This window comes from Humibacter sp. RRB41 (genome assembly GCF_022761015.1).
Taxonomy (GTDB): Bacteria; Actinomycetota; Actinomycetes; order Actinomycetales; family Microbacteriaceae; genus Humibacter.
Map to the genome: position 1 here is coordinate 29,281 of NZ_JAKWJQ010000002.1, position 26,245 is coordinate 55,525.

32 protein-coding genes are annotated in these 26,245 nt (G+C 66.7%); 14 read left to right on the forward strand and 18 right to left on the reverse strand.

Features of this window, described 5'->3' with window-relative positions; genetic code table 11:
• The first annotated feature begins 23 nt into the window (after positions 1 to 23).
• Both MJ603_RS05900 and MJ603_RS05905 read left to right on the forward strand, forming a co-directional pair.
• Positions 24 to 500 (forward strand): GNAT family N-acetyltransferase, encoded by a 477-nt coding sequence (locus MJ603_RS05900; RefSeq protein ID WP_243062768.1) that lies wholly within the window; start codon positions 24 to 26, stop codon positions 498 to 500.
• Positions 501 to 560: 60 nt separating this feature from the next.
• The gene (locus MJ603_RS05905) at positions 561 to 1,214 is read left to right on the forward strand and encodes a VOC family protein (protein ID WP_243062769.1); all 654 of its coding nucleotides are present in this window, start codon (positions 561 to 563) and stop codon (positions 1,212 to 1,214) included.
• Here MJ603_RS05905 and MJ603_RS05910 read toward each other — a convergent pair.
• On the reverse strand, positions 1,211 to 1,699 hold the full coding sequence (locus MJ603_RS05910) for a MarR family winged helix-turn-helix transcriptional regulator (RefSeq protein ID WP_243062770.1): 489 nt from the start codon (positions 1,697 to 1,699) through the stop codon (positions 1,211 to 1,213). The genes MJ603_RS05905 and MJ603_RS05910 overlap by 4 nt on opposite strands.
• 104 nt (positions 1,700 to 1,803) lie before the next feature.
• Between MJ603_RS05910 and MJ603_RS05915 the strand changes: the two genes are divergently transcribed.
• The gene (locus MJ603_RS05915) at positions 1,804 to 2,595 is read left to right on the forward strand and encodes an SDR family NAD(P)-dependent oxidoreductase (protein ID WP_243062771.1); all 792 of its coding nucleotides are present in this window, start codon (positions 1,804 to 1,806) and stop codon (positions 2,593 to 2,595) included.
• A gap of 51 nt (positions 2,596 to 2,646) precedes the next feature.
• On the opposite strand, the gene MJ603_RS05920 is transcribed toward MJ603_RS05915, so the two are convergent.
• The 4 genes from MJ603_RS05920 to MJ603_RS18515 all read right to left on the reverse strand — a co-directional run bounded on the left by MJ603_RS05920 (position 2,647) and on the right by MJ603_RS18515 (position 4,433).
• Entirely contained in the window at positions 2,647 to 3,111 is a 465-nt protein-coding gene (locus MJ603_RS05920; RefSeq protein WP_243062772.1) for a phage tail protein, read from the reverse strand.
• An 82-nt stretch (positions 3,112 to 3,193) separates the two neighbouring features.
• Positions 3,194 to 3,835 (reverse strand): FAD-dependent monooxygenase, encoded by a 642-nt coding sequence (locus MJ603_RS05925; RefSeq protein WP_243062773.1) that lies wholly within the window; start codon positions 3,833 to 3,835, stop codon positions 3,194 to 3,196.
• Positions 3,832 to 4,314, reverse strand: coding sequence for an anthrone oxygenase family protein (locus tag MJ603_RS05930; protein WP_243062774.1), 483 nt, complete (start codon positions 4,312 to 4,314; stop codon positions 3,832 to 3,834). The genes MJ603_RS05925 and MJ603_RS05930 overlap by 4 nt, the downstream gene beginning before the upstream one ends.
• Positions 4,311 to 4,433 (reverse strand): hypothetical protein, encoded by a 123-nt coding sequence (locus MJ603_RS18515; RefSeq protein ID WP_279238887.1) that lies wholly within the window; start codon positions 4,431 to 4,433, stop codon positions 4,311 to 4,313. Before MJ603_RS18515 ends, MJ603_RS05930 begins: the two co-directional genes overlap by 4 nt.
• 62 nt (positions 4,434 to 4,495) lie before the next feature.
• Between MJ603_RS18515 and MJ603_RS05935 the strand changes: the two genes are divergently transcribed.
• Entirely contained in the window at positions 4,496 to 5,029 is a 534-nt protein-coding gene (locus MJ603_RS05935; protein WP_243062775.1) for a MarR family winged helix-turn-helix transcriptional regulator, read from the forward strand.
• On the opposite strand, the gene MJ603_RS05940 is transcribed toward MJ603_RS05935, so the two are convergent.
• Positions 5,026 to 5,631 (reverse strand): TMEM175 family protein, encoded by a 606-nt coding sequence (locus MJ603_RS05940; RefSeq protein WP_243062776.1) that lies wholly within the window; start codon positions 5,629 to 5,631, stop codon positions 5,026 to 5,028. The genes MJ603_RS05935 and MJ603_RS05940 overlap by 4 nt on opposite strands.
• Positions 5,632 to 5,739: 108 nt before the next feature.
• On the reverse strand, positions 5,740 to 7,182 hold the full coding sequence (locus MJ603_RS05945) for an MFS transporter (protein WP_243062777.1): 1,443 nt from the start codon (positions 7,180 to 7,182) through the stop codon (positions 5,740 to 5,742).
• A 98-nt stretch (positions 7,183 to 7,280) separates the two neighbouring features.
• On the opposite strand from MJ603_RS05945, the gene MJ603_RS05950 reads away from it, so the two are divergent.
• Positions 7,281 to 7,868 (forward strand): TetR/AcrR family transcriptional regulator, encoded by a 588-nt coding sequence (locus MJ603_RS05950; protein ID WP_243062778.1) that lies wholly within the window; start codon positions 7,281 to 7,283, stop codon positions 7,866 to 7,868.
• A gap of 24 nt (positions 7,869 to 7,892) precedes the next feature.
• On the opposite strand, the gene sufU is transcribed toward MJ603_RS05950, so the two are convergent.
• The 3 genes from sufU to MJ603_RS05965 all read right to left on the reverse strand — a co-directional run bounded on the left by sufU (position 7,893) and on the right by MJ603_RS05965 (position 10,990).
• Positions 7,893 to 8,360, reverse strand: coding sequence for a Fe-S cluster assembly sulfur transfer protein SufU (gene sufU, locus MJ603_RS05955; protein ID WP_243062779.1), 468 nt, complete (start codon positions 8,358 to 8,360; stop codon positions 7,893 to 7,895).
• Positions 8,357 to 9,718 (reverse strand): aminotransferase class V-fold PLP-dependent enzyme, encoded by a 1,362-nt coding sequence (locus MJ603_RS05960; protein ID WP_243062780.1) that lies wholly within the window; start codon positions 9,716 to 9,718, stop codon positions 8,357 to 8,359. The genes sufU and MJ603_RS05960 overlap by 4 nt, the downstream gene beginning before the upstream one ends.
• A gap of 63 nt (positions 9,719 to 9,781) precedes the next feature.
• Entirely contained in the window at positions 9,782 to 10,990 is a 1,209-nt protein-coding gene (locus MJ603_RS05965; RefSeq protein ID WP_243062781.1) for an FAD-dependent monooxygenase, read from the reverse strand.
• 50 nt (positions 10,991 to 11,040) lie between these two features.
• On the opposite strand from MJ603_RS05965, the gene MJ603_RS05970 reads away from it, so the two are divergent.
• Both MJ603_RS05970 and MJ603_RS05975 read left to right on the forward strand, forming a co-directional pair.
• Positions 11,041 to 11,259, forward strand: a complete 219-nt coding sequence (locus MJ603_RS05970) for a helix-turn-helix domain-containing protein (protein WP_243062782.1) — start codon at positions 11,041 to 11,043, stop codon at positions 11,257 to 11,259.
• Positions 11,252 to 11,713: a Clp protease N-terminal domain-containing protein gene (locus MJ603_RS05975; protein WP_243062783.1), complete on the forward strand. Its 462-nt coding sequence runs from the start codon at positions 11,252 to 11,254 to the stop codon at positions 11,711 to 11,713. Before MJ603_RS05970 ends, MJ603_RS05975 begins: the two co-directional genes overlap by 8 nt.
• A 41-nt stretch (positions 11,714 to 11,754) precedes the next feature.
• On the opposite strand, the gene MJ603_RS05980 is transcribed toward MJ603_RS05975, so the two are convergent.
• The 4 genes from MJ603_RS05980 to MJ603_RS05995 all read right to left on the reverse strand — a co-directional run bounded on the left by MJ603_RS05980 (position 11,755) and on the right by MJ603_RS05995 (position 14,565).
• The gene (locus tag MJ603_RS05980; protein ID WP_243062784.1) at positions 11,755 to 12,303 is read right to left on the reverse strand and encodes a dihydrofolate reductase family protein; all 549 of its coding nucleotides are present in this window, start codon (positions 12,301 to 12,303) and stop codon (positions 11,755 to 11,757) included.
• 74 nt (positions 12,304 to 12,377) lie between these two features.
• Complete coding sequence (locus MJ603_RS05985; protein ID WP_243062785.1) at positions 12,378 to 13,082, reverse strand: Pr6Pr family membrane protein; 705 nt, start codon at positions 13,080 to 13,082, stop codon at positions 12,378 to 12,380.
• An 87-nt stretch (positions 13,083 to 13,169) separates the two neighbouring features.
• Entirely contained in the window at positions 13,170 to 13,877 is a 708-nt protein-coding gene (locus MJ603_RS05990; RefSeq protein ID WP_243062786.1) for an SDR family NAD(P)-dependent oxidoreductase, read from the reverse strand.
• A gap of 4 nt (positions 13,878 to 13,881) precedes the next feature.
• On the reverse strand, positions 13,882 to 14,565 hold the full coding sequence (locus MJ603_RS05995) for an SDR family NAD(P)-dependent oxidoreductase (RefSeq protein WP_243062787.1): 684 nt from the start codon (positions 14,563 to 14,565) through the stop codon (positions 13,882 to 13,884).
• On the opposite strand from MJ603_RS05995, the gene MJ603_RS06000 reads away from it, so the two are divergent.
• Positions 14,564 to 15,508, forward strand: coding sequence for a helix-turn-helix transcriptional regulator (locus MJ603_RS06000; RefSeq protein ID WP_308220573.1), 945 nt, complete (start codon positions 14,564 to 14,566; stop codon positions 15,506 to 15,508). The two genes, MJ603_RS05995 and MJ603_RS06000, sit on opposite strands and share 2 nt — an antisense overlap.
• Before the next feature lie 9 nt (positions 15,509 to 15,517).
• Here MJ603_RS06000 and MJ603_RS06005 read toward each other — a convergent pair whose 3' ends face one another.
• The 3 genes from MJ603_RS06005 to MJ603_RS06015 all read right to left on the reverse strand — a co-directional run bounded on the left by MJ603_RS06005 (position 15,518) and on the right by MJ603_RS06015 (position 17,871).
• Complete coding sequence (locus MJ603_RS06005) at positions 15,518 to 15,883, reverse strand: DUF488 domain-containing protein (protein ID WP_243062788.1); 366 nt, start codon at positions 15,881 to 15,883, stop codon at positions 15,518 to 15,520.
• A complete protein-coding gene (locus MJ603_RS06010; protein WP_243062789.1) occupies positions 15,880 to 16,677 on the reverse strand; it encodes a uracil-DNA glycosylase in 798 nt (265 codons plus the stop codon). Before MJ603_RS06010 ends, MJ603_RS06005 begins: the two co-directional genes overlap by 4 nt.
• Positions 16,678 to 16,929: 252 nt before the next feature.
• A complete protein-coding gene (locus MJ603_RS06015) occupies positions 16,930 to 17,871 on the reverse strand; it encodes a PhzF family phenazine biosynthesis protein (RefSeq protein WP_243062790.1) in 942 nt (313 codons plus the stop codon).
• Positions 17,872 to 18,071: 200 nt separating this feature from the next.
• Between MJ603_RS06015 and MJ603_RS06020 the strand changes: the two genes are divergently transcribed.
• Positions 18,072 to 18,641: a YbhB/YbcL family Raf kinase inhibitor-like protein gene (locus MJ603_RS06020; protein ID WP_243062791.1), complete on the forward strand. Its 570-nt coding sequence runs from the start codon at positions 18,072 to 18,074 to the stop codon at positions 18,639 to 18,641.
• Positions 18,642 to 18,663: 22 nt separating this feature from the next.
• On the opposite strand, the gene MJ603_RS06025 is transcribed toward MJ603_RS06020, so the two are convergent.
• Positions 18,664 to 19,119 (reverse strand): anthrone oxygenase family protein, encoded by a 456-nt coding sequence (locus MJ603_RS06025; protein ID WP_243062792.1) that lies wholly within the window; start codon positions 19,117 to 19,119, stop codon positions 18,664 to 18,666.
• Between the two features lie 146 nt (positions 19,120 to 19,265).
• Between MJ603_RS06025 and MJ603_RS06030 the strand changes: the two genes are divergently transcribed.
• From MJ603_RS06030 to MJ603_RS06050, 5 genes are all read left to right on the forward strand, one after another.
• Entirely contained in the window at positions 19,266 to 19,838 is a 573-nt protein-coding gene (locus MJ603_RS06030; RefSeq protein WP_243062793.1) for a TetR/AcrR family transcriptional regulator, read from the forward strand.
• 69 nt (positions 19,839 to 19,907) lie between these two features.
• Positions 19,908 to 21,362: a magnesium chelatase gene (locus tag MJ603_RS06035; protein WP_243062794.1), complete on the forward strand. Its 1,455-nt coding sequence runs from the start codon at positions 19,908 to 19,910 to the stop codon at positions 21,360 to 21,362.
• Positions 21,355 to 23,394 (forward strand): VWA domain-containing protein, encoded by a 2,040-nt coding sequence (locus MJ603_RS06040; protein WP_243062795.1) that lies wholly within the window; start codon positions 21,355 to 21,357, stop codon positions 23,392 to 23,394. Before MJ603_RS06035 ends, MJ603_RS06040 begins: the two co-directional genes overlap by 8 nt.
• A gap of 82 nt (positions 23,395 to 23,476) precedes the next feature.
• Positions 23,477 to 25,195 carry an AMP-binding protein gene (locus MJ603_RS06045; RefSeq protein ID WP_243062796.1) on the forward strand — a complete coding sequence of 573 codons (1,719 nt, stop codon included), beginning with the start codon at positions 23,477 to 23,479 and terminating at the stop codon, positions 25,193 to 25,195.
• Positions 25,196 to 25,265: 70 nt separating this feature from the next.
• Positions 25,266 to 26,216, forward strand: a complete 951-nt coding sequence (locus tag MJ603_RS06050) for a RimK family alpha-L-glutamate ligase (protein ID WP_243062797.1) — start codon at positions 25,266 to 25,268, stop codon at positions 26,214 to 26,216.
• Positions 26,217 to 26,245 lie beyond the last annotated feature (29 nt).

Sequence of the window (26,245 nt, forward strand, 5' to 3'; positions counted from 1 at the left end):
CGGTCTCCCGCTAGGGTCGCCCTGTGGCACTCATCATCCGACCGAGGGTCGAAGGCGATCTCGAGGTGCTGGTGGCCGTGCTGGCAGAGTCGCACCGCACCGACAGGTATCCGGTGATGGCAGAACACGTGAGCACGGCCTGGCTCGCCGAGAAGGGCGATCCCGCGTGGGTCGCGGAGCTCGACGGCGTTGCGGTGGGTCACGCGGCCGTCGCTGGGACTCCGGGGGAGCCGCTCGAGCTCACGCGGCTCGTCGTCTCGTCGAGCGCGCGAGGCGAGGGTGTCGCCACGCGTTTGCTGGATGTCGTGGAGCAGTACGCCGAGGCTGTCGGATCGCCGTTGTTCCTGGACGTACTCGAGTACAACTCGAACGCCATGCGTCTCTACGAGCGTCGCGGGTGGCATGCGACATTCTCCGAGCGGGTCGACTGGTTCGGGTCAGACGGGCCACAGCCCCAGATGCGCCGGTACGTGAAGCCAGGGACGGATCTCACGTCGTGATTCGTTGACGCCGCGCGACGTCCCGAGGAGAGTTGGCGGGTCATCGTGACGGGAGGCAGCATGGCCGAGCGCATCTCACCCAAGCAATTCCACGCGGCCGGAGGCGTCGACGACTGGCGCGTGCTCTTCGACGGCGCGCGTACCTACTTCGTCACCGGTTCCTTCGCCAACGGCGTCGAGCTGGTGGATGCGATCGGCAGGCTCGCAGACGCGGCCAACCATCATCCAGATGTCGACCTGCGCTACTCCGGTGTCACCGTGACGCTCTTCACGCACGAGGTCAGCGACATCAGCGGCAGCGACGCGATGTTGGCGCGGCAGATCTCGTTGGTGGCGGCAGAGTTGGGCATCCGTGCGGACCCCTCGAAGGTGCAGACCGTTCAGATCTCGATCGACGCGCTGGTCATCCCGGATGTGCTGCCGTTCTGGCGAGCGGTTCTCGGGTACGACGAGTTCGGTGACGAGGATGTCGTGGATCCGCTCGCCCGCGGTCCCTGGGTCACATTCCAGCAGATGGACGAGCCACGGCCGCAGCGCAATCGCATCCACATCGACGTGTCGGTGCCTCGCGATCAGGCGGAGTCGCGCATCGCGGCAGCGCTTGCCGCAGGCGGGCACCTCGTGACCGACAGGTTCGCGCCACACTGGTGGACGCTGGCAGACGCCGAGGGCAACGAGGTCGATGTCGCCCCGTGGCGGGAAGACAGCGACTAGGACGGCGGTCGCCAGCCGTCTTCAGCTCGGATGGCGCGCAGTATTCGGCGACTGATCTCACGGAGTTGCCGGGTTTGCGCCGCCGTCAGCGGTTCCAGCACCAGCTGATGGACCGTCCGCACATGTCCAGGAGTCGCCTGCTCGAGTTTCGCGCGTCCCTCCTCGGTGAGGACGGCCAGCGTGTACCGGCCGTCGGTGGAATCGGGGGAGCGGCGCATCCACCCCCGCGTCTCCAATCGCGCTGCCGCGCGAGAGAGCCTCGAGAGCGAACTGTTCGCGTAGCCGGCGAGGGTGCTCATGCGGAGTGTGGAGTCGGGAGCGGCGCCGAGCGCGAACAGGATGCCGTACTCGAAGTGCGTCAGCTCCGAGTCTCTGAGCAACTGGGCATCGAGGGCGGGAGGCAGCCACTCGAGAACGGTGGCCAGGGCTGACCAGGTCGCGAGATCGTCGCCGTGCAGAGTCACGGACTGATGGGAAGCAGACATGTCAGAAGGCTACGCGGAGAGCGGCTCCACGAGCATCCGATTCAGTTGACCGAGCAAGTCAATGTGCTACCTTTTCACTTGACTAGGAAAGTGAATGGAGCAGTGTGGATCTGAAATTGACGGGCCAGAGGGCGTTCGTGAGCGGTTCGACGCAGGGAATCGGATACGCGATCGCCGAGGCGCTTCTTCGTGAGGGCGCATCCGTTGTCATCAATGGGCGAGACCGCGATCGAGTCGAGAACGCGACACAGGCACTGAGGGCACAGGTGTCCGGCTCGGTCGTGTCGGGCGTCGCGGCGGACTTCGCGGATCCCTCTCAGGTGGCCGGGTTGCTCGAGGGTCTGGGCGATCTGGACATCCTCGTGAACAATGTCGGCCTGTTCGAGGTCGCTCCGTTCGCGGAGATCTCCGATGAGACCTGGCAGCGCTACTTCGACGTCAACGTCATGAGCGGTGTGCGGCTTTCGCGGCATGCCTTGAAGCACATGCTCGCCAAGAAGCAGGGTCGCATCATCTTCGTCGGCAGTGAGTCTGGGGTGAACATTCCCGCCGACATGGTGCACTACGGCGTGACGAAGGCAGGGATGCTCGCCCTGAGCAACGGCTTGGCGAAACTCACCAGAGGGACCGAGGTGACCGTCAACGCCGTTCTCGGCGGACCGACGTACTCCGACGGAGTCGCCGACACGGTCGGCCGGATCTCCGCCGCACAGGCGATGCCGGCCGACGATCTCAAGGCCGCGATCATCGCGGGAAACGCCACATCTCTTCTGCAGCGGTTCATCGAACCCGCCGAAATCGCCAACGCGGTGCTCTACCTCGCGAGCCCGCTTTCATCCGCCACGAACGGTGCTGCGGTGCGTGCCGACGGAGGCGTGCTGACGGCGATGATCTGACGGCGGACGACATGCACTGCGTTCTAGCGCGAGTGCGCGGATCTGAGTGGGTCAGTACTCGCCCTTGATGACGAAGAAGGACCCGCGGATGACGCCCGCCAGCTTCGACTTCTGGCGCGCGAACTTGAAGCGCGGCGCCAGCTCTTCCGGAACGTCCATGCCCTCGGAGAGCTTGAAGCCGACCGCGCGCTTGCCGGCGTCAGCGAGGGTGTACATCACGTTGATGGACAGGCCGGATTCATAGAAGACGTATGCCATGCGGACGCCGTCCACCTCGAATTCGGTCACCTCCAGCGGGCGCGACGCGATCACGATGTCGCGCTCCTCCGACAGGATGCGATGGACCCACTCGAGCGTTTTGGGCGCCTCGTCGGCGGGCACCACGGTGAAGACGTGATCGTACTTGTTCTTGAAGTAGCGGGCTTCGTTCGCGCGCAGCCCGGCGAGGGCATCCGCAACCGGAGAGGATTCGAGTCCGACGGTGGACACGTTCACGAAGTCGACGACATATGGCACGGGAGCCTCCAGGTGATGGTGCGACCAGGCAACCGTATCCGACCCGTGCCGGGCCACGGATGCCTTGCAGGACGTATGTGCTTCAGTGCAGCGGTGACAGGGTGATGCGGGCCTCGTCGTCGGCGGTCGGTGCCGGGGTGAGCTCGACATCCGCCAGCACGAAGTCGTCGTCGTACGTGCTGCCGTCGTAGCTGATGCCGGCCTGTTGTCGCACTGTGCTGTTCTTGCCGACTGCACCGATCACGTAGCGCGAGAGGACCTGCCACGACTCGCCGGAATCGACCCGGCGCCCGGCCGTTCGGCAGCCCGCCGCGCGCTGTGTCACCGAGTCGATGCGCACCCCGCGGGTCACCACGTGACCGAGGCTCTGCAGACGCGCGATGAGCAGCGCCTCCGTGGTGTTCTGCGGAATGCCGAGCGCGAACGGGTACCGGGTGTCGAGGCCGTCGAAGGGGATGCGCGCGAGTACCCGGCCGCGATCGGCGAGCGTGATCGCGTCGATGCGACGTCCGTGCTCGATGAGCTCGGCGCCCAGTCCGAGCGCGGCCAGGATCTCGACGGTGGAAGCATGCATGAGGGCGGCCCGGGATTCCTGCGCCGGCTGCTGCGAGGCATCCACGATCTCGACCGTGAGGCCAAGCTCGAGTAGCCGGATGGCCGCGACCAGTCCGCTCGGACCGGCCCCGACGATCATCACATCGACGGATGCCTCGGCGTCGCTCACCTCTGCGAGACTCCCATCACACTAGAGCGGAGGCCCGCAGCGACAAGACCGCCGAACGCGAGGAGGGCGCTGAGCGCGCGTACCGCATGCCCTGCCTGCCACCGATCGCGAGTGGTCGCCCAGTCCGCGGGCGGCGATGACACGCTCCACCTGCCCTCGGCGAGGTTGATAGGCACGTTCACGACGAGAGTCACGACGAGCGCGACCAGCAGCAGCGCGAGGGCGACCGTGGTGAGCCAGAACGAAGCATCCCGTTGGCGCACTGTGACGATGACCAGGATGGTCGCGCTGATGATCGCCGGGAACAGCAGCACTGTGGCGAGCACCGGCAGCGCGACGAGGGTGACCTGCTGAACCTGCGCGTAGACGCTGCCGTCGAACCCGCGCAGTGACAGCTCGAAGACGAGGATGCCGACCAAGAAGCCGGCGAAGAGCCCCGTGAACAGAAGGCTGATGAATCGGAGCACCGAGCGGATCATGCTGCCGCCTTCTTTCCGCTGCCCTCGCAGAGGAGGAGCTGGATGATGCAGGGCGCCAGCGCCTGGGTCACGATGAGCCGGCCGGTCGGGCCGTTCGCTCCGAATACGGCGATCTTCATGGTGTCGGGTCCCTTCTCATAGGATATGCTTCGAAATCAAGATAATACGAAAACGGTAGCAGATGAACACCGAATCAAATGAGATGAGCACGATGACGGCGGACGTTAGGAGAGTGGATGCCGCCGCCTCCGACCCCGACGCTCGCCTCCGACGCCTGGAGACTCTCCGTGATGCCCTGCGAGACGTGCGCGTGCAGCTTTCCGTTCTCAACCACCAGATCGGCGCGCGGTCTGCTGTGAAAGACGTCGACTTCGACTGCCTCGATCTGGTGTCGATTCACGGACCGGTCAGCCCCGGCGTGCTGGCGAAGCTCGCCGGGGCTCCCCCGGCGACGATGACCGGAATCCTCGACAGGCTCGAACGCGGGGGATGGATCACCCGTGAGCGAGACACGAGCGACCGACGCGCGGTGGTCATCCGCGTTCTGCCCGATCGCAATGCCGAGGTGCTCCACCTCTATGAGGGGATGAACTCACGGTTCGACGAGATCTGCTCCGACTACGACGACGCCCGGCTCGAGCTCATCGCCGGGTTTCTCGACCGCGTGCGCGACGCCGGCTTTGAGGCATCCGAAACCCTCGCGGACGCGACTTAGTCATCGTTCCCACTGCCGTCGTCGGGGTGCTCGCGCAGATAGCGCTCGATGCGCCGATCGGGAACGAGCCAGATCACGGCCGCCGCGATGTAGGGCACGAGCCCGAGCCAGGGTGCGACGAAGGAGAGCCCGATTCCCGAGAGGTACATCACGGGGGAGAGGCGTCCCTTGAGGTCACGGCCGAGTGCTTCCTTGAGCCGATCACCGCCTGGGCGACGGATGATCGCCGTTTGCAGAATGTAGTAGGCGATTGCTGCCGCGAGCAGATTGATGCCGTAGACGGCAGTGGGCACAGTCGCGACGTCGGTCTCTGTCAGCCATGCCGTCGTGAACGGGAAGAGCGACAGCCAGAAGAGCAGGTGCAAGTTCGCCCACAGCAGCCTCCCGTCGACGACGGGCCGCAGCTGGAACATGTGGTGATGGTTGTTCCAGTAGATACCGATGTAGATGAAGCTGAGCAAGTAGGTCAGCAGTCCGGTGCCTGACGTGCTCACGAGGGCGGCGAACGTCTCGCCGTGCGGCACGGCCAGTTCGAGCACCATCACCGTGATGATGATGGCCAGGACTCCGTCGCTGAACGCTTCGAGCCGGGACGACGTCATGTCTCAACCTCCTCTCGTCGCGAGGCCATCTCTCGATGCCGTACGCACACGGGAAGCCTAGGGGTCCTTGACCGGAGCAGTGAGGGGCATCCCGACCGCGGGCGTCCGTCACGCCAGGGTCGTGCGCCGCCCGGGTACGAACAGAGCGATCACCGAAGCGACGATCGCCGCTCCAGCGCAGATCGCGAACAAGATCTGGTACCCGCCGAGCGAAGGCAGAATGTACACGCCGAGTGTGATCGTGAAGGTCGCGAGGATCGTTCCGCCGAGCGCGCTGGCCAGCGAGCTCCCGAGCGCGCGAACGAGGGAGTTCACACCGTTCGCCGACGCCAACTCGTTGTGCGGCGTGTTCGCGCTGATGAGTGCCGGCATGCAGGAGTATGCGACCCCCGTTCCGATGCCGACGACGGTTGTGCCGATCACGACCTCGAGCAGCGTGGCGTGCACGGTGATGCGCAGCACCCAGCCGATCGCGACGACGACGCCGCCGATCGCGAGCGTGAAGTGGGCGCCGATGGTGTTGATCAGCCTTGCCGCGACAGGAGCGAGGATCAGCATGAACAGCCCGCTCGGCAACATGGTCAGACCGGCGACCAGGGTGGTCGTGCCGAAACCGTAGCCGGAACTTTCCGGAGCCTGTACGTAGGTGGCCGTGCCGATCAGGGAGGCGAAGAGCGCAAACCCGATGAACAGTGATGCGATGTTCGTCAGCAGGATCGGCCTGTGGGAGAGCGACGCGAGGTCAACGAGGGGAGCCTTGTGGCGCACTTCCCAGAACCCGAACGCCGCGAAACTGAGCGCAGCGACGACGAAGAGGATGATCACGGGCGCAGAACCCCATCCCCAGTCGGAGCCTACGGACAACGGCAACAGGAGTGCGACGAGTGCGACGGCGAGCAGGATCGCGCCAAGAAGGTCGAGGCGACCGCCGGCCGTGTCGTGCGGCTCGGGCACAAGGAACATGATGGCGATGAATGCGACCGCTGCCGCGACGGCCGTGACCCAGAACAGCACGTGGAAATCGCCGGTCTCCGCGACGAGGCCCGCGAACGGCAGGCCGAGCGCGCCGCCGACACCAAGCATGGCGGAGATGAGCGCCATCGAACTCGCACGGCGCTCCTTGGGGAGCAGCGTCGCGAGGAGACTGATTCCCAGCGGGATGGCCGCGGCCGACAGACCCTGGATCGCGCGTCCGATGATCAGCACTGTGATGTTGTCCGAGAGGGCCGTGATCAGCGATCCGACGACCATGGCGCCGATTGCGACCAGGAGAATGAGTCGTTTGCCGAACATGTCGCCGAGACGACCCATCAGAGGAACGGCGACGGCACTGACCAGCAATGTCGAAGTCAGGAGCCACTGCACGGCCTCGGCCGAGGTGTTCAACTGCTTCGGTAGGTCGGAAAGCACCGGGATGAGAAGGGACTGCGCGAGAGACACGACGAGAGCGCCGAGCCCGATCGCCGTCAGCCAGAGCGCGCTGCGGCCGCGGCCGACCGTTGCCGCATCCGCTTCGAGCCGACGCTCCGACTCCGCTAATTCGATCTGCATTGGCTCTGATTCCTCGCTCGCTCTTCATGTGTCAACGTTGTTGACCCGAAGTAGTCAACAACGTTGACACTCGCTTGTCAAGGCGGTTAGGTAGGGGCATGAGCACAATACGGACGACAGCGGAGTCGCCTGCAGCACATACCGCTGAAACACCCACCCAGACGGCGATCGCACAGAGCGCCCGCGAGCTGTTCCTCGTGAACGGCTATGCGGCCACGTCGATTCGGGATGTGGCCGCGGCAGCCAAGGTGGACCCGGCGCTGGTCATGAGGCACTTCCATTCCAAAGACGAACTCTTCGTGCGCGTGATCGGCTTCGACGAACATTTCGCACCACAGCTCGACGACCCCGTCGAGACCATCGGCCGACGCCTCGCCGACTATCTGATCGCACCCAAGCACGCCGAATTGCGCCGCACCCTCACCATCCTCGTGAGGGCGACGGATCACGAGGCTGTGCGTGTCGATCTGGAAGGCACCATGCGTCGCCTGCTCGTCGACAAACTCAAGAACCGCCTGACCGGCCCGGACGCCGCGGTGCGCGCCTGGCTGGTGTCGGCACAACTCCTCGGGCTGATGCAGTCCTGGGACATGGTCGGTGGCGACAACGCCTCGGCGTCCGAACGCCGTCGAGTCGCGGCGCTCTACGGCGCGGCCATACAGTCGCTGATCACGCCGGTCGGGTGATCAGGCAGGCGCGACAGCCTGCGGTCAGCGGATGCCGGAGAGCGCTGCTTCGGCCGCGACCCAGGGAAGCATCGCGCACTTGACGCGCGCGACGTAGCGGGACGCGCCCTGGAAGACGATCGCGTCGCCGAGAAGATCCTCGTCGCCCGCGAGCTGTCCGCGGGAGTGCATCATGGCGCGGAACGACTCGATGCGCTCCGAGAGCTGCTCGGGGGAGTCGTCATCGACCACGCTGGCGAGGATCGATGCGGATGCCTGTGATATGGAGCATCCGTGCCCTTCCCAGGTGATCTTGCGGATGCGTCCGTCGGCTCCGGGCTGCAGCTGGAGCGTGACCTCATCGCCGCAGGTCGGGTTCACCTGGTGGGACTGCGCGAGCGCACCATCGTGGAGACCACGGCCGTGCGGATGCTTGGAGTGGTCGAGGATCAGCTCCCTGTACAGATCTTGCAGGCCGGTCGGCTCGATGCCGCGCGGCACGGAGTCGCTCATGCGTTTGCTCCATCGTCGTCCGCACCGAAGAACTCGCGCACCGTCGCCAGCCGGTCGATCGCGAAGTCGATTTCGGCAGTCGTGTTGTAGAGGTACGTGCTGATGCGCGTGGTCGCAGTGACGCCGAACCGCCGGTGCAGCGGCTGCGCGCAATGGTGACCGACGCGCACCGCGATGCCGACGTCGTCCAGATACTGTCCAACGTCGTGGGCGTGAACGCCGTCCACCGTGAAACTGGCGAGTCCTGATCGTTCCTCGGCCGAAGCGGGGCCGAGAAGCCGGATGCCCGGCAGCTCGGCGAGCCGGGACAGCAGGTGTGCCGTCAGGTGCTGTTCGTGCTCGTGCACGCGGGCCACACCGACATCGTTCAGATAGTGCACCGCCTCTGCCAGTGCGACGGCTTGCGAGACCTGCTGAGTGCCTGCCTCGAAACGCTGCGGAGCCGGGAGGTACTCTGCGCTCTCGAGCGTGACAGTCGTGATCATCGACCCGCCCGTGAGGAACGGCGGCAGCGCGTTCAACAGTTCGGAGCGGCCGAAGAGCACGCCGATGCCGTTCGGGCCGAGCATCTTGTGACCGGAGAACGCGGCGAAATCCACGTCGAGCGCAGCGACATCGACGGGCATGTGCGGCACGGACTGGCACGCGTCGAGCACGACGAGCGCGCCGACCTCGTGGGCCAGGCGTGCCAGATGCGTGACCGGGTTCACGGTGCCGAGCACGTTCGACACGTGTGTGAAGCACACCAGCCGGGTGCGCTCGCCGATGATTTCCTCGGCCTGATCGAGGCGAAGGCGACCGTCGTCGGTCAGACCGATCACCCGCAGCGTTGCACCGGTACGAGCGGCCAACTCCTGCCAGGGAATGAGGTTCGCGTGGTGTTCCATTTCGGTGACGACGATTTCGTCGCCTGCTGTCAGACGGAATCGTTCGGTCGCAACACCACCGCGACCGAGGCTCGCGTTGGAGATCGCGTAGGCGACGAGGTTCAGAGCCTCCGTCGCTCCGGATGTCCAGACCACCTCGTCGGGCTGCGCACCGATGAACGCGGCGATCGTGGCACGGGCATCCTCGAACAGCTCCGTCGCCTCGGCGGCAAGTGTGTGGGCGCCGCGATGCACCGCGGCATTCCTGGTCAGAAGGAAGTCGGTTTCGGCGTCGAGAACCGTCACCGGGCGCTGCGCTGTGGCGCCGGAGTCGAGGTAGACCAGCGGATGCCCGTTGACCGACTGCTCGAGGAGCGGAAAGTCCTGTCGGAGCCGCTCGAAATACGAGTCGGAGATCAGCACGGGCGTTCGGCCGGCGGTCGTGCTCGTCGTCACGTGTTCACCTGTGCGCGTCACCGTGTGCCTCTCCATGTCGCAGGCGAGCCTACCCAGCGGGGCCCAGAACCGCAGAGGGAGCGGGGGCTCGTGGGTCACTCAGCCGGCCTCGATGACTCTCGCAAGGCGGCGCGCGGTGCGACGATCGTCGAGCAGTTGCGCCATGACGCTGCGAATCTCCTCATTCTCGTCGCGACTCAACTCGGCCTGGGCGCGAGTATGCGCGAGAACGCGTCGCCCGGCCGCACGACGTGTCACCTCGTAGCCGTCGAGTTCGACATCTGATGCCCCGCCCCTGAGTGTCGCGATCAGTCGGTGTGCAAGGTCCAGTGCGTCGTGGACTCCGGCGTTGAGTGCGGAGCCCCCGGCATTGAAGATGTGGGCCGCGTCGCCGGCGAGGAACACTCGACCGTGTCGATAGGCGTCGGCCAGTCTGCTGTTGCCGATGGTGCTGCGGATCGCTGTCGCGTCGGTGAACGGCAGCTCCGCTCCGAGCACCCTCGTCGCGCTCGAGCGCAGCTCGTCGATCGAGACTGCGTCGCTCGCCTCGAACACGCCGCGCGGCTCGTGCGTGCTGATCAGATACAGATCGTCGGGAGCGTCGCGGTCGAGCATGGCGACGGGTGCGATCGTGAATCGTCCGCCGGGCATCCGGTTCGGGCGCATTGCCGCGACGTGTCCGATTCCTGGAATCTCGAACCCGTCGCTGACCGGTGCGATGCGACCCGCGGGGATCATGACGCGGGCGATCCGGGCGATCTCGTCGCTGGTGATCCCGGGAAAGTCGATGCCGGCCTGCTTGCGGACGATGCTGTGCGCGCCGTCGCACCCCACCAGATACCGAGCGCGCACGGTTGTCACCTCGCCGTCGGTCGTGCGCACCGCGACGGCGATGTCGTCACTGGATTGAGAGAAGGTGAGGACCTCGTGTGATCGGAGCACCTGGACGCCGAGACCGGTCGCATGGGCCTCCAAGAGTTCTTCGAGGCGTCGCTGGGGAATGGGAAGCACGTGCAGCGGATTGCCAGGTCCGACGCCCAGATCGAGTACGAGTGGACCGAATTGGAAACGCGGGGGAGACACCACTCGCAGTCCCGTGCCGTCGAGCAAGCCACGCCTCGACAGCGACACCGCAGCGTCCCCGACGATGCCGTTCGCCTTCGGAACCGGAGAAGGCGATGGCGCTTGCTCGAACACGACGACACGGATGCCGCCTCCCGCAAGTTCGCTCGCGAGCAACAGGCCGATCGGGCCGGCGCCGACGATCGCGACGTCCCAGACACCGGAAGGCCAACGTTGATCACTCATGACGTCAGTTTGAATTGACGAAGTGAGGTTTGTCAACCTAGACTGACAGCATGGAATCCACCGAGCTGGGCGAGCTGCTGCGTACGGCCGATCCGTCGACCGGCTTGCGAGCGGTCGGCGCCCTGCGTCGACTCGCCGAACGGGTTGAGGCGACTCACGTCGCCGAGGCGCGTAACGCCGGCTGGTCGTGGGAGCAGATCGGCGACGCCCTCGGCGTCACCCGGCAGTCAGTACACGCCAAGTATGGAAAGCAGGAAAGCGGTGTTTGAGAGGTTCGCGCGCTCGGCGCGCACGGCGGTGGACGACGCTCGCTACGAGGCAGGGCGGCGAGGCGATCGGAGGATCGGAACGGAGCATCTGCTCTTGGCGGTGCTCGAAGACGACGGCATCGCACGTGCCTTCGGCGTCGACGCTGAGACGGCGCGGGAGGTGGCCGATCGGCTCGATGGCGCGGCACTCGCGGCGATCGGCATCGAGATCGGGGATTTCCGGCCGACCGGTCACGCTGTACTCGGAAGAAGGGTTCCCCTCACCGCTGGCGCCAAGGCCGTGTTGCAGCAGACGCTGGCGCAGGCCGCTGCGGAGAAGGCGAGAACCATCACGTCGCGTCACATCATGCTCGCCCTGCTCGATCGCCGCCGGCCCGATCCCGCTGCGAGCGTGCTCGCCGAATTGCCGGTCGACCTCCAGGCGGCTCGCTCGCGGATGTCCAAGGCCGCTTGACCCGCCGTTCGGCGATCGGTCGGGCATGCTCGCCTCTCGCCTTACTGCTTCACGTCGTAGCCGAGTACCGCGAATCGCCCGACCCGCTCGACGGAAGCCAGGTGAAGGCGAGCGCTGAGCAGAGTGCGGGGGAGCAGCGGGGCGCCGGTCTCAAGGAATACGGGCGCGACCGAGAGCACGATGCGGTCGAGCGCTCGTGCGTCGAGAAACTGGCCGGCCAGGTCACCGCCACCTTGCACCCAGACATCTCCGCCGCCGGCCGCGGCCAGGATGGCAGGCAGTTGCCGTTCGACCGGACCGTTCACGACACGCACGTCTGCGCCCTCGGGAACCGGGAGTTCCCGCGTCGAGAACACGAACATCGGGCGCGCGTCGAAGAAGACGGACCACTTCTCGGGTTCGGTGAGCAGGTTCTCGTGCTCGAGGATCCACTCGTACGTCGTCGAGCCCATCACGAGCACGGAGACGGTTTCGAGGAAGGGGTCGAGCGACGGCTCCTCCCCACCGACGTCGAACAGCCATTGAAGCGAGTTATCCTCGTCGGCGAGGAAGCCGTTCACGCTCGTCGCCGTGTTGAAGATGATCGACATGCGATCAGGATGTCAGTGGCCGCCGACACCGTCGACGCACACAGTACACAGCACTCAGCATCCTGCACCCAGCGTCAGGCCGACGCCGCGTCGACCCCCGCGCGATCGCGGCCGAACCGCCGCGCGATCCACACGAGGAGCGCCCCGACGCCGCAGATGATGACCGCGATGGCGACGACGTAGATCGCAACCGACCCGTAGCCAAGGGGCGACAGCGACGGATCGAGGAACGGATACGGATACCACGTCGTGACGCCGCGCAAAGGGTCCGCCGTGAGCGGCCCGCGCACGAGGGTGTAGACGACCCACACGATCGGGTAGATCGCAACGATGCCGACGTTCGTGAACGACAGCGGTCTGCGCCCGGGGGCGAACAGCCAGTCCAACACCACCAGCACGGGGACGACCACGTGCAGCAGCTCGTTGGAGAGTGCGTCGGTCGACCCCTGCGGCAGCTCGATGCCGCGTAGCAGCAGGTTGTAGACGATGCCGGTCGTGGCGATATAGGCCGTCGCGCAGAGCCGCAGCACGAGGAACCAGCGGGAGTCGGGCATCCGACCTGCCACGAGAAGTGCGCCTCCGATGAGCGCTGCAGCCGCGGCGATCAGGTTCGCCTCGACGGTGAAGAAGCTGAAGAAGTTCACGACGTACACCGTGACGTTCTCGACGCCTCCCGCACGCCAGAAGTCGAGCGACGTGGTCAGCTGCCGCACTACGGCGAAGCAGACCGCAGCAGCGACCACCAGTCGAACGATCACGAACAGCACCCGTCGTGCCACGTTCACCCCCTCGCCGCGCCACGTCAGCGCCACGCCACAGTCTGGCAGGCGCTCAGGCGGCTGCCAGACTGTGACTCGGCGGGAACCTCACCAGGGAAGCGCGCCGTGCGCTGAGACGAAGGTGCCGGTCGGTCCGTCCTGTGGTGTCTGCGCCATGCGCACGATGATCGCCGCGCCCTGCTCAACGGTCTGAATTCCGGTGCCGCCATTGAGGTCGGTGTTCGTGAAGCCGGGCTCGACGGCGTTGATGCGGATGCCGGGGTAGGCCTTCGCGAACTGGATCGTGATCGCGTTCACCGCAGCCTTCGACGTGGGGTACGCCACGCCCGGGTAGAAGTGCGTCGGACTGTCCGGTGTGCTGAGGCCTGTCAGCGACGCGAGCCCGCTGGAGAGGTTCACGATGACCGGCGCCGCTGACTGTTCGAGGAGCGGCAGGAACGCGTGGGTCACGCGCACGACACCGAACACATTCGTCTCGAACATCGCACGCACATCGTCGGCGGTCGTGTCGGCCGGCGCGAGGATGCCGTTGCCCGGCAGTCGCCCTTCGATGCCGGCGTTGTTGATCAGCACGTCGAGCCCGCCGGCCGCGTCGATGACGGCTGCGGCCGCATCCACTGAGGCATCATCGGTGACATCGAGGCGCACGAAGCGCGCGCCGAGCTCATCGGCCGCTGCGCGCCCGCGTCCTTCGTCGCGGGCGCCGAGATAGACGGTGTGGTCCGCCGCGATGAGCTGGCGGGCAGTTTCTTTGCCGAGGCCTTTGTTCGCCCCGGTGATGAGTGTCGTCGTCATGTCGTCACCAGCCGAGCTCGCCGGCATCCTCCTGATACGTTCCGGTTGGACCGTCCTTGCCGATGCTCGCCGCGCGTGCGACGACCCCGGCGCTGATCTCCACGGGCCGGCCTTCGGGGTTCGAGATGCCGCCGAGCTCCGTGGCGGTGTAGCCGGGCTCGACGGCGTTGAACTTCACCTCGGGGATCGCCCTGGCGTACTGCAGCGTGAGCATGGAGACCGCTGCCTTGCTCGCACCGTAGACGATCGCGGCGACGTGGGATGCGGGGCGCTCGGGATTGGTCACGGCCCAGAACGAGCCGAGCGCGCTGGAGATGTTCACCACGACGGGATTCTCGGATCGACGCAGAAGCGGCAGCGCCGCCTCGGTGACGCGCACGATGCCGACGGCGTTCGTGTCGAACACCCTCAGTGCATCGGGCCCGTTCAATCCGAGCAAGGCGATGCCGGCGTTGTTGATCAGCACGTCGAGCCCGCCGTCCGCCTCGATGGCGGTGAGAGCGGCGGCGACGGATGCGTCGTCCGTGACGTCGAGCTGCACGAAGCGCGCACCGAGCTCATCGGCTGCGACGCGGCCGCGTTCCTCGTCGCGGGCGCCGAGATAGACGGTGTGGCCGGCAGCGATGAGCTGACGGGCGGTTTCTTTGCCGAGACCCTTGTTCGCCCCGGTGATGAGTGTCGTTGTCATGTCTCGAGCATTCGTCGATGTGTCAGCGGGTGGCAGTCGTCCGGTTTTCGTAGGACTGCTGTTACCAGGACACGACGGTGATCGGCGCGCAGACTGGAGCAATGGAGAACTGGGAATTCGGGCGAGCCGTTCGCCGCTGGCGCGAGCGCGTCGCCCCGAGGCGGCTGGACTCACGGTCGCCGGGCGCAGGCGTGCGCCCGGCCTGCGACGCGAGGAACTCGCAGCACTCGCCGGCATCTCCGTCGACTACCTGACCCGTCTGGAACAGGGACGCGCCACGTCGCCGTCCTCACAGGTGGTGGAGGCCCTAGCGCGCGGTCTGCGGCTTTCGGATGCCGAGCGCGAGCTGCTGTTCCGCCTGGCGGGACGCACGGCCCCGGGTCGCGAGGTCATCTCGTCACGAATCGCGCCGAGCGTGCAGCGTCTGCTCGACCGGCTGCAGGGCACTCCGGTTGCGGTGTTCGACGCTATGTGGAACCTCGTCGTGTGCAACGCGCCGTATCGGGCGCTGATGGGAGAGCAGGCCACACGGGGGATCCACCGCAACGCGGTGTGGCGCAACCTCGTCGGACCTGGCAATCGCTCCCTGCAGACTCCCGACGAAACTGCAGAGTTCGAAGCGGGCATGGTCGCCGACCTGCGGCTCACCGCCTCACGGTATCCGGCCGACCACGAACTCGAGCGCCTCATCGCCGAGCTGCGAGCCCAGAGCCCCCGCTTCGTCGAATTGTGGGATTCGGCTGCGGTCGCAGCGCATCGGGAGCAGGCAAGGCACAAGGTCGTGCGTCATCCCGCGGTGGGCCCGATCACTCTCGACTGCGACACCCTCACGGTCGCGGGCGATGATCTGCGCATCATGGTCTACACCGCCGAGCCGGGTACGGACGACGCCGAACGTCTCGCGCTCGCCGTCGTGCTGGGAACGCAGGAACTCGTCGAGTAGGCGGCGCCGTTACGGGGCAGGCGAGCTCAGGATGCCCTGCAGCACCGTCGCCTCGCTGATGTCGTCGCGCTTCGACGCGGTCAACAGGGTGAGCGTGCCGTCGGACGCCAGCGCCCGCAGGCCGTCGAGAGCGGCCGAGCGCTCCGGGTCCTCGAGCTCGTGCAGGTAGCGCCCGGCGAATTCGTCGAACTTCTCCGGATCGTGTGCGTACCACTGGCGCAGTTCCGGTGACGGAGCGACGTCTTTGCACCATTCGAAGAGCGCTGCACGCTCCTTGCTGATGCCGCGCGGCCACAACCTGTCGACGAGCACCCGCTTGCCGTCTGTCGGCTCGGCGGCGTCGTAGATGCGCCGCACCTGCACGTTCGTCGTCATCTGGTGACCTCCTCATCGCGCACCGCCGCTGCGTCCTTGGCTCCCGCGGTGCCCTGGGCAGCCCGCAGCACCTCTTCCAGCATCGCTTGCGTGAGTCGGCCGGTGAAGGTGTTCTGCTGGCTGACGTGGAAGCATCCGAGCACCGTGAGCGTGCGACCGTCGGGGTGCGCGAGCTCGACGACGGCGCCGTGGGCGAATCGCGGGCGCGGGCGGGGCATCTCCCATCCGCCGGCGGAGAGCACCGAGAACAGAGCTTGCCATCCGAACCCGCCGAGCACGACGATCGAGGTGAGCGTCGGCGCGAGCAGTTCGAGCTCTCTGACCAGGAACGGGGAGCAGGTGTCCCGCTCCTGCGGTGTCGGCTTGTTGTCGGGCGGCGCGCAGTGCACCGGCGCGGTCATCCGCACGTCGATCAGTCGCATGCCGTCATCGGCATACGTCGAGGTGGGCTGACTCGCCAGTCCGACGGCATGCAGCGCGGAGAACAGGATGTCGCCGCTTCGGTCGCCGGTGAACATCCTCCCTGTGCGGTTCGCACCGTTCGCTGCAGGGGCGAGACCGACGATCAGGATGCGCGCATCCGCCGGCCCGAATCCGGGAACCGGCTTGCCCCAGTACTCCTCGTCGCGGAAGGCGGCACGCTTCACGCGAGCGCTCTCCTCCCGCCACGCGACAAGCCTCGGGCATGCCCTGCACGTGGTGATGAGCAGGTCGAGCTCGTTCACGTTCCCGGTCTGCGAAGCGAATGACGGCGCGATCTCGGCCTGTTCCAGGGCCCGATCACCGAGGGGCATCAGGTGTATCCGGCGCGTCGTTCGGAGTCTCTTCCGGGTGCAGTGCTCCGCCCTCGCCTTCCCACCGGGAGGTCTGCTTCTCCTCGAGCGGCGTGGGCTTTCGTCGCGGCCACCGCACCAGGGCTTTGAGTCGATCGGTCGTCTTTCCCATCTGCTTCCCCTCTTCATCGCGTCGAGAGTCGCCCTCTACTCAGGGTACCTTCGACGGGATGGACGACGACTGGTCCCGATCGCCGTCCGCTGTGAACCGCGTCACGCTCCGTTCACCCGCGGTGCGACGAGCAGGCCGGAGGCGGCAAGCCGCGCACCGCCGATCACCGACGGGGTCGAATCGGAGTCGAGGGTCACCCGGATGCGACTCGGCCGGCCGAGCGACTCGCCTTGAACGATGATCAGCTCGTCACCGGCGAACCTCCCGGAGCGCCGCAACCACGCGCCGAGCGGTCCTGCCGCCGTGCCGGTCGCGATGTCTTCGTCCAGTCCCATCGCCGGATTGAAGAAACGGGTGTGCGCGGTCGGGTGTGCGACATCTGCATCGATCCAGGCGAGATAGGCACCCTCGGCACCGTGTGCGACGGTGAGACGCGCCAAGGCCGCGAGGTCGGGTTCCGCCAGGTCGAGCGTTTCCCGGTCCGCGACGAGCAGCATCACGTGTGCTGCGCCGGTGTCGACGACCTGCGGTGCGGGATCCGCGAGCACGGATGCCCCGCCGAGCCCCAGCACGCCCGCGAGCGCCCGAGGGTCGACGAGAGCACCGAAGGTCGGCGCGTCGTGCACCAGCCGGAGCTCACCGTCGTCCTCGACCAGCACCGGAAGGTCGCTGTCGCCGATGCGCTGCGTGAGTGCTGCCGAAGGATCCACCCGCCCGGTCTGCAGCAACCACCACCACGCGCCGAGCGAGTTGTGGCCGGCGCCGAAGACCTCGACTCCCGCGGCAGTGAACGAGCGCAGCATACGGGTCGCGCGCCCGTCATCCGCCAGCACGAACGTGGTCTCCGCCTGATTGGTCTCGCGGGCGACGGCGCGGAACCAGGCGTCGGGCACCTTCGCCGTCCACTCGCTCAGGTCGACGACCGCGAGGGGGTTGCCCTGCAGCGGTCGTTCCGCGAAGACATCGACGAGAACGAACGGCACCCACGACTCGTGCGGTCGCTCATCGACGAGTCGGATCGCTCTGGTGGGTGCGTGAGTCATCGGAGCTCCTCAACTCGGGCGGCCTTCCGCGATGGGGCGGAAGACGGCGGCGGTAACGATGTCTTCGCTCATTGTCGTGCCGCGGGCCGTCGATCGAGACGGTGCAGACATCTGCCGACACGTGCGAACAGCCACGTCACCGCGATAGTCTCCGCCAGGCACGGGACCCGATCCGCGCAGCCCCTAGGAAGGTTCCCATGATGTCGCTTGCCGAACTGTTCGTCACCCCGCTCGGCTGGGTTCTGCGTGGAAAGCACTCTGACCCGAGTCTCAGCGTGCAGTTCGCGCCACAACTAGCGGCCGACGGCGTGCTGAGCGTGTCGTCACCGTCGTTCGGTGACGGCGGGGCCATTCCCCGAAAGCACAGCGGCATCGGCAGGGGTCAGAACGTCTCGCCCGGATTCGAGTGGACCGGGGCGCCCGACGGCACGCGGCAACTGCTGCTCATCGTCGAAGATGTCGATGCCCCGCTGACGCGCCCGATCGTCCACACGATCGCGCTGCTCGAGCCCGATGAGACGGGCATCCGCGAGGGTGCGCTCACGCCCGGCAATCTGGCCGTGCACTACGTGCCTGCATTCCGCGGCTGGATCGCCTACCAGGGTCCACGTCCGCTGCCGGGGCACGGCCTGCATCACTACGGTTTTCACCTCTACGCGCTCGACACGGAACTGGATGCCAACAGCATCGCCGACTTGGACCAATTGCTTCCGCTCGTGGCCGGCCATGTGCTGGCATCCGGTGTGCTGAACGGCACGCAGAAGAGCTGAGTGCCGATCCCCGACGCCATCGTCATGCGTGGACGAGCGCGAGTGCGACGGCCGCGAGCACGAATGCCGCGAGGATGATCGCTACCCGCAGGTAGTGCAGCACGTCCCACCTGCGCGACTGCTCGCGCCAGTCGTCTGGTGCGGTCTCGGGGGTCCACTTCGCGGAGCGAGAGGCGATCGGCACGAGCAGAGTGACCGACATGATCACGCTGATGGCGAGCAGGATGGCCGACGCGAGCGCTGGCGCAGCCGGCGCCCGACCCCAGGTGAGCCATGTCAACACGCCCACCAGGATCAGCGACGCGAAGTACCAGAACGGCATCGTCGTGCCGAGTAGGCGAGCACCGTGGCTACGCACGGCGATGCTCGCTTCGACCGGGAGATCTGCCTGGATCGGGTTCAGAAAGAAGGCGACGCAGAATTCGACGCCGACCATCGTTCCCACGACAACGACGGCGATGACGGCAAGGAAGATCACGGTGTTCCTCTCAGTTGGTTGTTCCCCAGTTAGTTAGCGTTGCTAGATATAGCACTGCTAACCTAAGGCAGTGGAGGGGATCACACAAGTGGCACCCTCGAAGATATGAACCGCAACGGCACGAACCGCAAACGAAGGGAGCAGACGTGACGAAGCAGCCGAAGCCGCGCGCTCGGGGTGAGGAGAGGCGTCAGGCGATCGTCGATGCCGCGCGCACCAGGGCGGCGAACGGCGGTTGGTCGAGCGTGACGACCAGGGCGCTGTCCGACGACATCGGGTTCACTCAGCCGGTGCTGTACTCCCACTTCGCGGGCGGCAAGGCCGACATCGTGCTCGCCGTCGCTCTGGAGGGCTTCGTGCAGATGGCGAACGAGGTGGATGCCGCGGTCGGCGTGCTGAAGGGAGCACCGGCCGTGCGCGCGGCGGCGAAGGCATACCTGGAGTTCGCCCGACTCCAGCCGGCGGTGTACGAGGCGATGTTCTCGTTGCCGATCGGCGTCGAGTTCGGAACGGAGAGGACAGGACCCGAACAGCGTGCGGCCTTCGCGGCACTCCTCGCCGTGTTCGGAGACGGCGACGACGCGGTGGCCGACGCGGAGGTCGTGACAGAGGTGTTCTGGAGCACGCTTCACGGCGTGAGCACGCTCGACGCGGCAGGACGACTGCCCTACGACGCCAGGGAGGCACGGCTCGCCGTGATCGCCGAGCGATTCTCATGACGCGAGTCGTCGTGTGAAAGCCGAGTTACAACTCTCCCGCTCGCGGGGACACCGTGCATATCGTGGAGCATGACGCCTTCGCACAGCGAGCAGAACCCTTTGCAGACGAGCCGGACCTCCTCGAGCACAGACGACGGCAGGGCCGCGCCGAAGATCGGCACGCTCGGCGAGCTGCGGGCATCCGGTCACGTGCAGAAGTCGGTGCGAGTCGAGGTGCGGGACAACCTGCTCGCCGCGTTGCGGGCGGGGGAGGACCCCTGGCCAGGCGTGCACGGATTCGAGAGCACGGTCATCCCGCAGTTGGAGCGAGCGCTGCTCGCGGGCCACGACATCGTGCTGCTGGGCGAGCGCGGCCAGGGCAAGACGAGAGTGCTGCGCACCATCGGGGGACTGCTCGACGAGTGGACGCCGGTGATCGCGGGGTCGGAGCTGGGCGAGCATCCGTACGAGCCGATCACGCACGCCTCGCAGCGCAGGGCCGCTGAACTCGGCGACGAGCTCCCTGTCGAGTGGCGTCACCGCCGCGAGCGCTACGTGGAGAAGCTCGCGACCCCCGACACATCGGTCGCCGATCTGATCGGCGACGTCGACCCCATGAAGGTGGCCGAGGGACGCTCGCTCGGCGATCCAGAGACCATTCACTTCGGGCTCATCCCGCGCAGCCACCGCGGCATCGTGGCCATCAACGAGCTGCCCGATCTCGCCGAACGCATTCAGGTGTCGATGCTCAACGTGATGGAGGAACGCGATATCCAGATTCGCGGCTACGTGCTGCGGTTGCCGCTGGACGTGATCGTCGTTGCCAGTGCGAACCCCGAGGACTACACGAACCGCGGCCGCATCATCACGCCGCTGAAGGACAGGTTCGGCGCCGAGATCCGTACGCATTACCCGCGGCAGCTCGAGGCGGAGATCGCGGTCATCCGGCAGGAGGCGGAACTCGTGGCGGATGTTCCAGACCACCTGATCGAGATCCTCGCCCGGTTCACCCGCAATCTGCGAGAGTCGAGTTCGGTCGACCAGCGCAGCGGCGTCAGCGCACGCTTCGCCATCGCGGGAGCCGAGACCATCGCCGCGGCCGCACTGCACCGCGCCACCTCGAGAGGCGAGGACGATCCGGTCGCCCGCACGGTCGACCTGGAGACGGCGGTCGAGGTGCTCGGCGGCAAGATCGAGTTCGAAACGGGGGAGCAGGGCCGCGAATCGGAGGTGCTGACGCACCTGCTGCGCACGGCCGTCGCCGACACCGTGCGCGATCACCTGCGCGGTGTCGACTTCAGCGTGCTCGTGACGGCCATCGAAGACGGCGCCATGGTGGCGACCGGCGAGAACGTCACGGCCCGCGAGTTCCTCGAAGGACTTCCCGTGCTCGGCGAATCCCCGCTCTACGACGAGGTCATCGAGCGGCTGGGCGCCACAACGGACGGTGAGCGGGCGGCCGCCATCGAGCTCTCGCTCGAGGGCCTGTACCTGGCGCGCAAGATCGGCAAGGACACCGACGGCAACGAGACGATCTATGGCTGAGCATCCACGCGGTCCGGTCAGCCGATTTCACCGTTACCAGGGCGGCGATCCGCTCGCACCCCCGATCGACCTTGCCGAGGCGCTGGACGCCATCGGCGAGGATGTGATGGCCGGCTACTCACCGGAGCGCGCACTGAACGAGTTCCTTCGCCGGGGCGGACGCGACCAGCTCGGCCTCGACGACCTGGCACGCCAGGTGCAGGGACGACGCCGCGACCTGCTTCGCAAGCACAATCTCGGCGGCACGTTGCACGACATCCAGAAGCTCCTCGACCACGCCGTGCTCGAGGAGCGCAAGCAGCTCGCCCGCGACGTCGACATGGATGACACCGACCGCTCGTTCGCCGAGATGCGGTTGGAGAACTTGCCGAAGTCCACGTCCGCGGCTGTGAACGACCTCGCCGACTACGACTGGCGATCGTCGGGGGCTCGCGCTGACTACCAGAAGATCAAGGACATGCTCGGGCAGGAACTGCTCGGCCAACGCTTCGAAGGCATGAAGCAGACGCTGCAGAACGTCTCGGACGAGGACCGTCAGGCCGTGAACGAGATGCTCTCCGACCTCAACGACCTGCTCGACAAGCATCGTCGTGGCGAGGACTCGCAGGAGGACTTCGACGAGTTCATGCAGAAGCACGGCGAGTACTTTCCGGAGCAGCCGCAGAACATCGACGAGCTGATCGACGCGCTCGCCGCGAGATCGGCAGCGGCACAGCGGATGCTCAACTCCATGACGGCCGAACAGCGCGAGGAGCTGATGAACCTGTCGGCCCAGGCGTTCGGGTCGCCTCAGCTCATGCAGTCGCTGGCCGAACTCGACGGCAACCTGCAGGCGCTGCGCCCCGGCGAGGACTGGTCGGGCTCGGAACGCTTCGAAGGCGACGGCCCGCTCGGGCTGGCCGAGGGCGCTCAGGTGATGGCCGACCTCGCAGACCTCGACGAACTCGCGGACCAGCTGTCGCAGGCCTACGACGGAGCGCGGATCGACGACATCGACATCGACAAGCTCGCGAACCAGCTCGGCGATGAGGCTGCGGTGGATGCCCGCACGCTGCGCGACCTCGAGAAGGCGTTGCGCGAGAACAACACGTTCCGCCGCGATTCGCAGGGCAACCTTCAGCTCACCCCGAAGGCGATGCGGCAACTGGGGCAGACCCTTCTGAAAGACATCGCCACGCGGATGTCGCGACGCGCGGGGGAGCGCGACGTGCGGCTCGCCGGGGCGGCGGGGGAGGCATCCGGTGCGACGAAGCCGTGGGAGTTCGGCAGCACGGAGCCGTGGGACATCCCGCGCAGCATCCTGAACGGCGTGCTGCGGCGCGCCTCGGGCGGAAACGGAAGGTCGATCGAGCTCGACGACATCGAAGTAAGCGAGACCGAGTCGCGCACGCAGGCCGCTGTCGCACTGCTGGTCGACACGTCGTTCTCGATGGCGATGGACGGGCGCTGGGTGCCGATGAAGCGCACGGCGCTCGCGCTGCACACGCTGATCCGCACGCGGTTCCGCGACGACCGGCTGCAGCTGATCGGATTCTCGAGGCACGCGCAGGTGATGGACATCGAGGAGCTCACCGGTCTCGACGCGATGTGGGACAAGGGCACCAACCTGCACCACGCGGTGCTGCTGGCGAACCGCTATTTCCGCAAGAATCCTGACGCCCAGCCCGTGCTGCTCGTGGTCACAGACGGTGAGCCGACCTCGCACCTCGAGGCCGACGGCAGCGTGCGCTTCGCCTACCCGCCGCATCCCGTGACCATCGCGCACACCGTCGACGAGTTGGATGTCTCGCAGCGGCTCGGCGCGCAGATCACGATCTTCCGACTCGGCTCTGACCCCGGCCTCGCCCGCTTCGTCGACGGCCTCGCCCGCAGGGTCGGCGGTCGCGTCGTCGCGCCGGAACTCGACGACCTCGGCGTCGCCGTCGTCGACAGCTACCTGGGATCGCGCGCACCCCGCTCCGGAGGCCAGACGAACGACGTCGACGGCTGGTTCGGTCGTGGTGGCTGGTTCGACGGCGAGCTCTACGGATAGCGCCCGCCGGTAGGCTGCGAGCGACTGGCACCGAATCACGCCACCGGCGCTCCGCGCGGTGGCCGAGCGCACTGGAGCACGCATGTCGTACCGTTCTCGTTCCGCGACCGCCGGCACCGAAGCAGTGCGAGAAGCCAGGGACTTCCTGTTCGCGCACGGCACCGACTACGAGGGTGCCGTCGGAGGTTTCGCCTGGCCCCAGCTGGACGAGTTCAACTTTGCGCTCGAATGGTTCGACGTGGTGGCAGGAGAGCATCCCGATCGAGCCGCCGTGACGATCGTGGGCGCCGACCTGACCGCGCGGTCATGGAGTTATGCGGAGCTGTCGCGGCGCAGCGACCAGGTGGCGAACTGGCTGACCGGGTCGGGCATCCGTCGCGGCTCGCACGTGATCGTGATGCTGAACAACACGATCGAGCTGTGGGAGATCATGCTCGGCATCGCGAAAGTCGGCGCGGTGTCGGTGCCGACCTCGACGCTGCTGTCCGCATCCGACCTGGAGTTCCGGGTGGAGAAGAGCGAGGCGAGCGCGATCGTGACCCTCACCGGTCTTGCCGAACGTCTCGACGGTCTCGACCCGGCACTCCTCCGCATCGGAGTCGGCGGAGACGTTCCCGATGGGTGGGCGTCGATGGATGCCTCGCAGGACGCTTCCGACGAGTTCACGCCCGACGGACTCACCGCGGCGACCGACACGAGCCTGCTCTACTTCACGTCGGGCACGACGAACCGCCCGAAGCTCGTCGAGCACACCAACGTGTCGTACCCGCTCGGACACCTCTCGACGATGTGGTGGCTGGGCGTGCGACCCGGCGACGTGCATCTGAACATCTCCTCACCGGGCTGGGCGAAGCACGCGTGGAGCAGCTTCTACTCACCGTTCCTCGCCCAGGCAACGGTGTTCGTCTACGACTACACACGGTTCGACGCCGTCACTCTGATGGACGTGATGGAGACCAACAACGTCTCGACGTTCTGCGCCCCGCCAACGGTGTGGCGCATGCTCATCCAGGCCGACCTCACCGGGCTGGCCCACCCGCCGCGTGAGCTCGTCGGCGCGGGCGAGCCGCTCAATCCCGAGGTGATCCACCGGGTGCGGGACGCCTGGGGATCCACGATCCGCGACGGCTTCGGCCAGACCGAGATGACCTGCTCCGTCGGCAATTCTCCCGGGCAGCGCGTGAAGGATGGCTCGATGGGCCGGCCGCTGCCCGGCTACCCGGTCGCGCTTCTCGACACGGTCACCGGAGAGATGTCTGACACCGAAGGCGAGGTCTGCCTCGACCTCTCGACGCCGATTCTCGGCCTCATGAAGGGCTACTACGGCGATCCGGAGGCCACCGAGCGGTCACGCCGCGGGGGATTCTGGCACACCGGTGACATCGCCTCGCGGGATCGCGACGGCTACCTCACGTACGTGGGGCGCGCGGACGACGTCTTCAAAGCATCCGACTACAAGATCTCGCCCTTCGAACTCGAATCGGTTCTGCTCGAGCACGACTACGTCATCGAGGCCGCCGTCGTGCCGAGCCCCGACCCGGTGAGACTCGCCGTGCCGAAGGCGTACGTCTGCATCACGGCCGAGGCCGCTGCCGACCCGGATGCCGCAGCCCGCGCCATCTTCGAGTTCGCGTTGGAACGGTTCTCCGCCCATCAGCGCGTTCGGATCATCGAGTTCGTGCCAGAGCTGCCGAAGACGATCTCGGGCAAGATCCGGCGCATCGACCTGCGTGCCCGCGAGCGTGAGCGGGTCGACGCGGATGATGAGGCGGGGCAATTCCGCGAGCGGGACTACCGCTGAGCGCACAGATGCGGGCGAGACGAATCGCAACATTCGCCCGAGCGCGCAACCGCGCCCATACGCTCGGATCATGGTCGAGCCGCGCGTGTACGTGATCCACGAAAACCCGGAATGGTTCCCTCCACTCAAGACGGCGTTCGACGCAGAAGGGGTGCCTGTTGAGGAGGTCCTCCTGGTCGACGGCGGCATCGATCTGGATGCGCCGCCACCGCCCGGCGTGTACTGGTCGCGGATGAGCGCATCGGCTGACACCAGGGGTCATGGGTACTCGAAGGAGTACACCCGAGCCGTTCTGTCCTGGCTCGAGTCGTGGGGTGCCACGGTCGTCGGCGGCAGTCGCGTGCTCGAGCTCGAGGTGAGCAAGGTCGCCCAGCACGCGCTGCTGCGATCCGGCGGTGTCGAGGTGCCACGCACGACGGCCGCGTTCGGTGTCGGACAGCTTCTGGCACGTGCACGTGAGTTCGAAGCCCCGTTCATCACGAAGCACAATCAGGGCGGAAAAGGTCTGGGCGTGCGACGGTTCGATTCCCACGCCGAGCTGGAGGCCCACGCCGCGTCGCCGGACTTCGAAGAATCGGCCGACGGCATCTACCTGGTTCAGGAGTACTTGCGTGCACGCGAGCCCTTCATCACCCGAGCGGAGTTCGTGGGCGGCCGATTCGTGTACGCGGTGCGGGTCGACACGAGCGCAGGCAGCTTCGAACTGTGTCCAGCAGACGCGTGCGTCGTGCCGGATGCCGTGGGAGAGGTGAGTGCGTTCAGCCTGCGCCGCAAGATCGATGCGTCGCATCCGCTGATTCGCGAGCTGGAGGCGTTGCTCGCGCGCGCGGGCATCCTGATCGCCGGCGTCGAGTTCATCGAGACCGAAGACGGCCGCACCGTCGTCTACGACATCAACACCAACACCAACTACAACCCCGATGTCGAGGCGTCGTCGCCGGTCTCGGGGCCGAGGAGCATTGCGGCATTCCTGGGCGGCCTGCTCGAAGAGACGCGCAGCGAGGCGCTGCAGTCGGCGTGACCTCGGCCTGAAGCCTGAGGTGCGAAGCG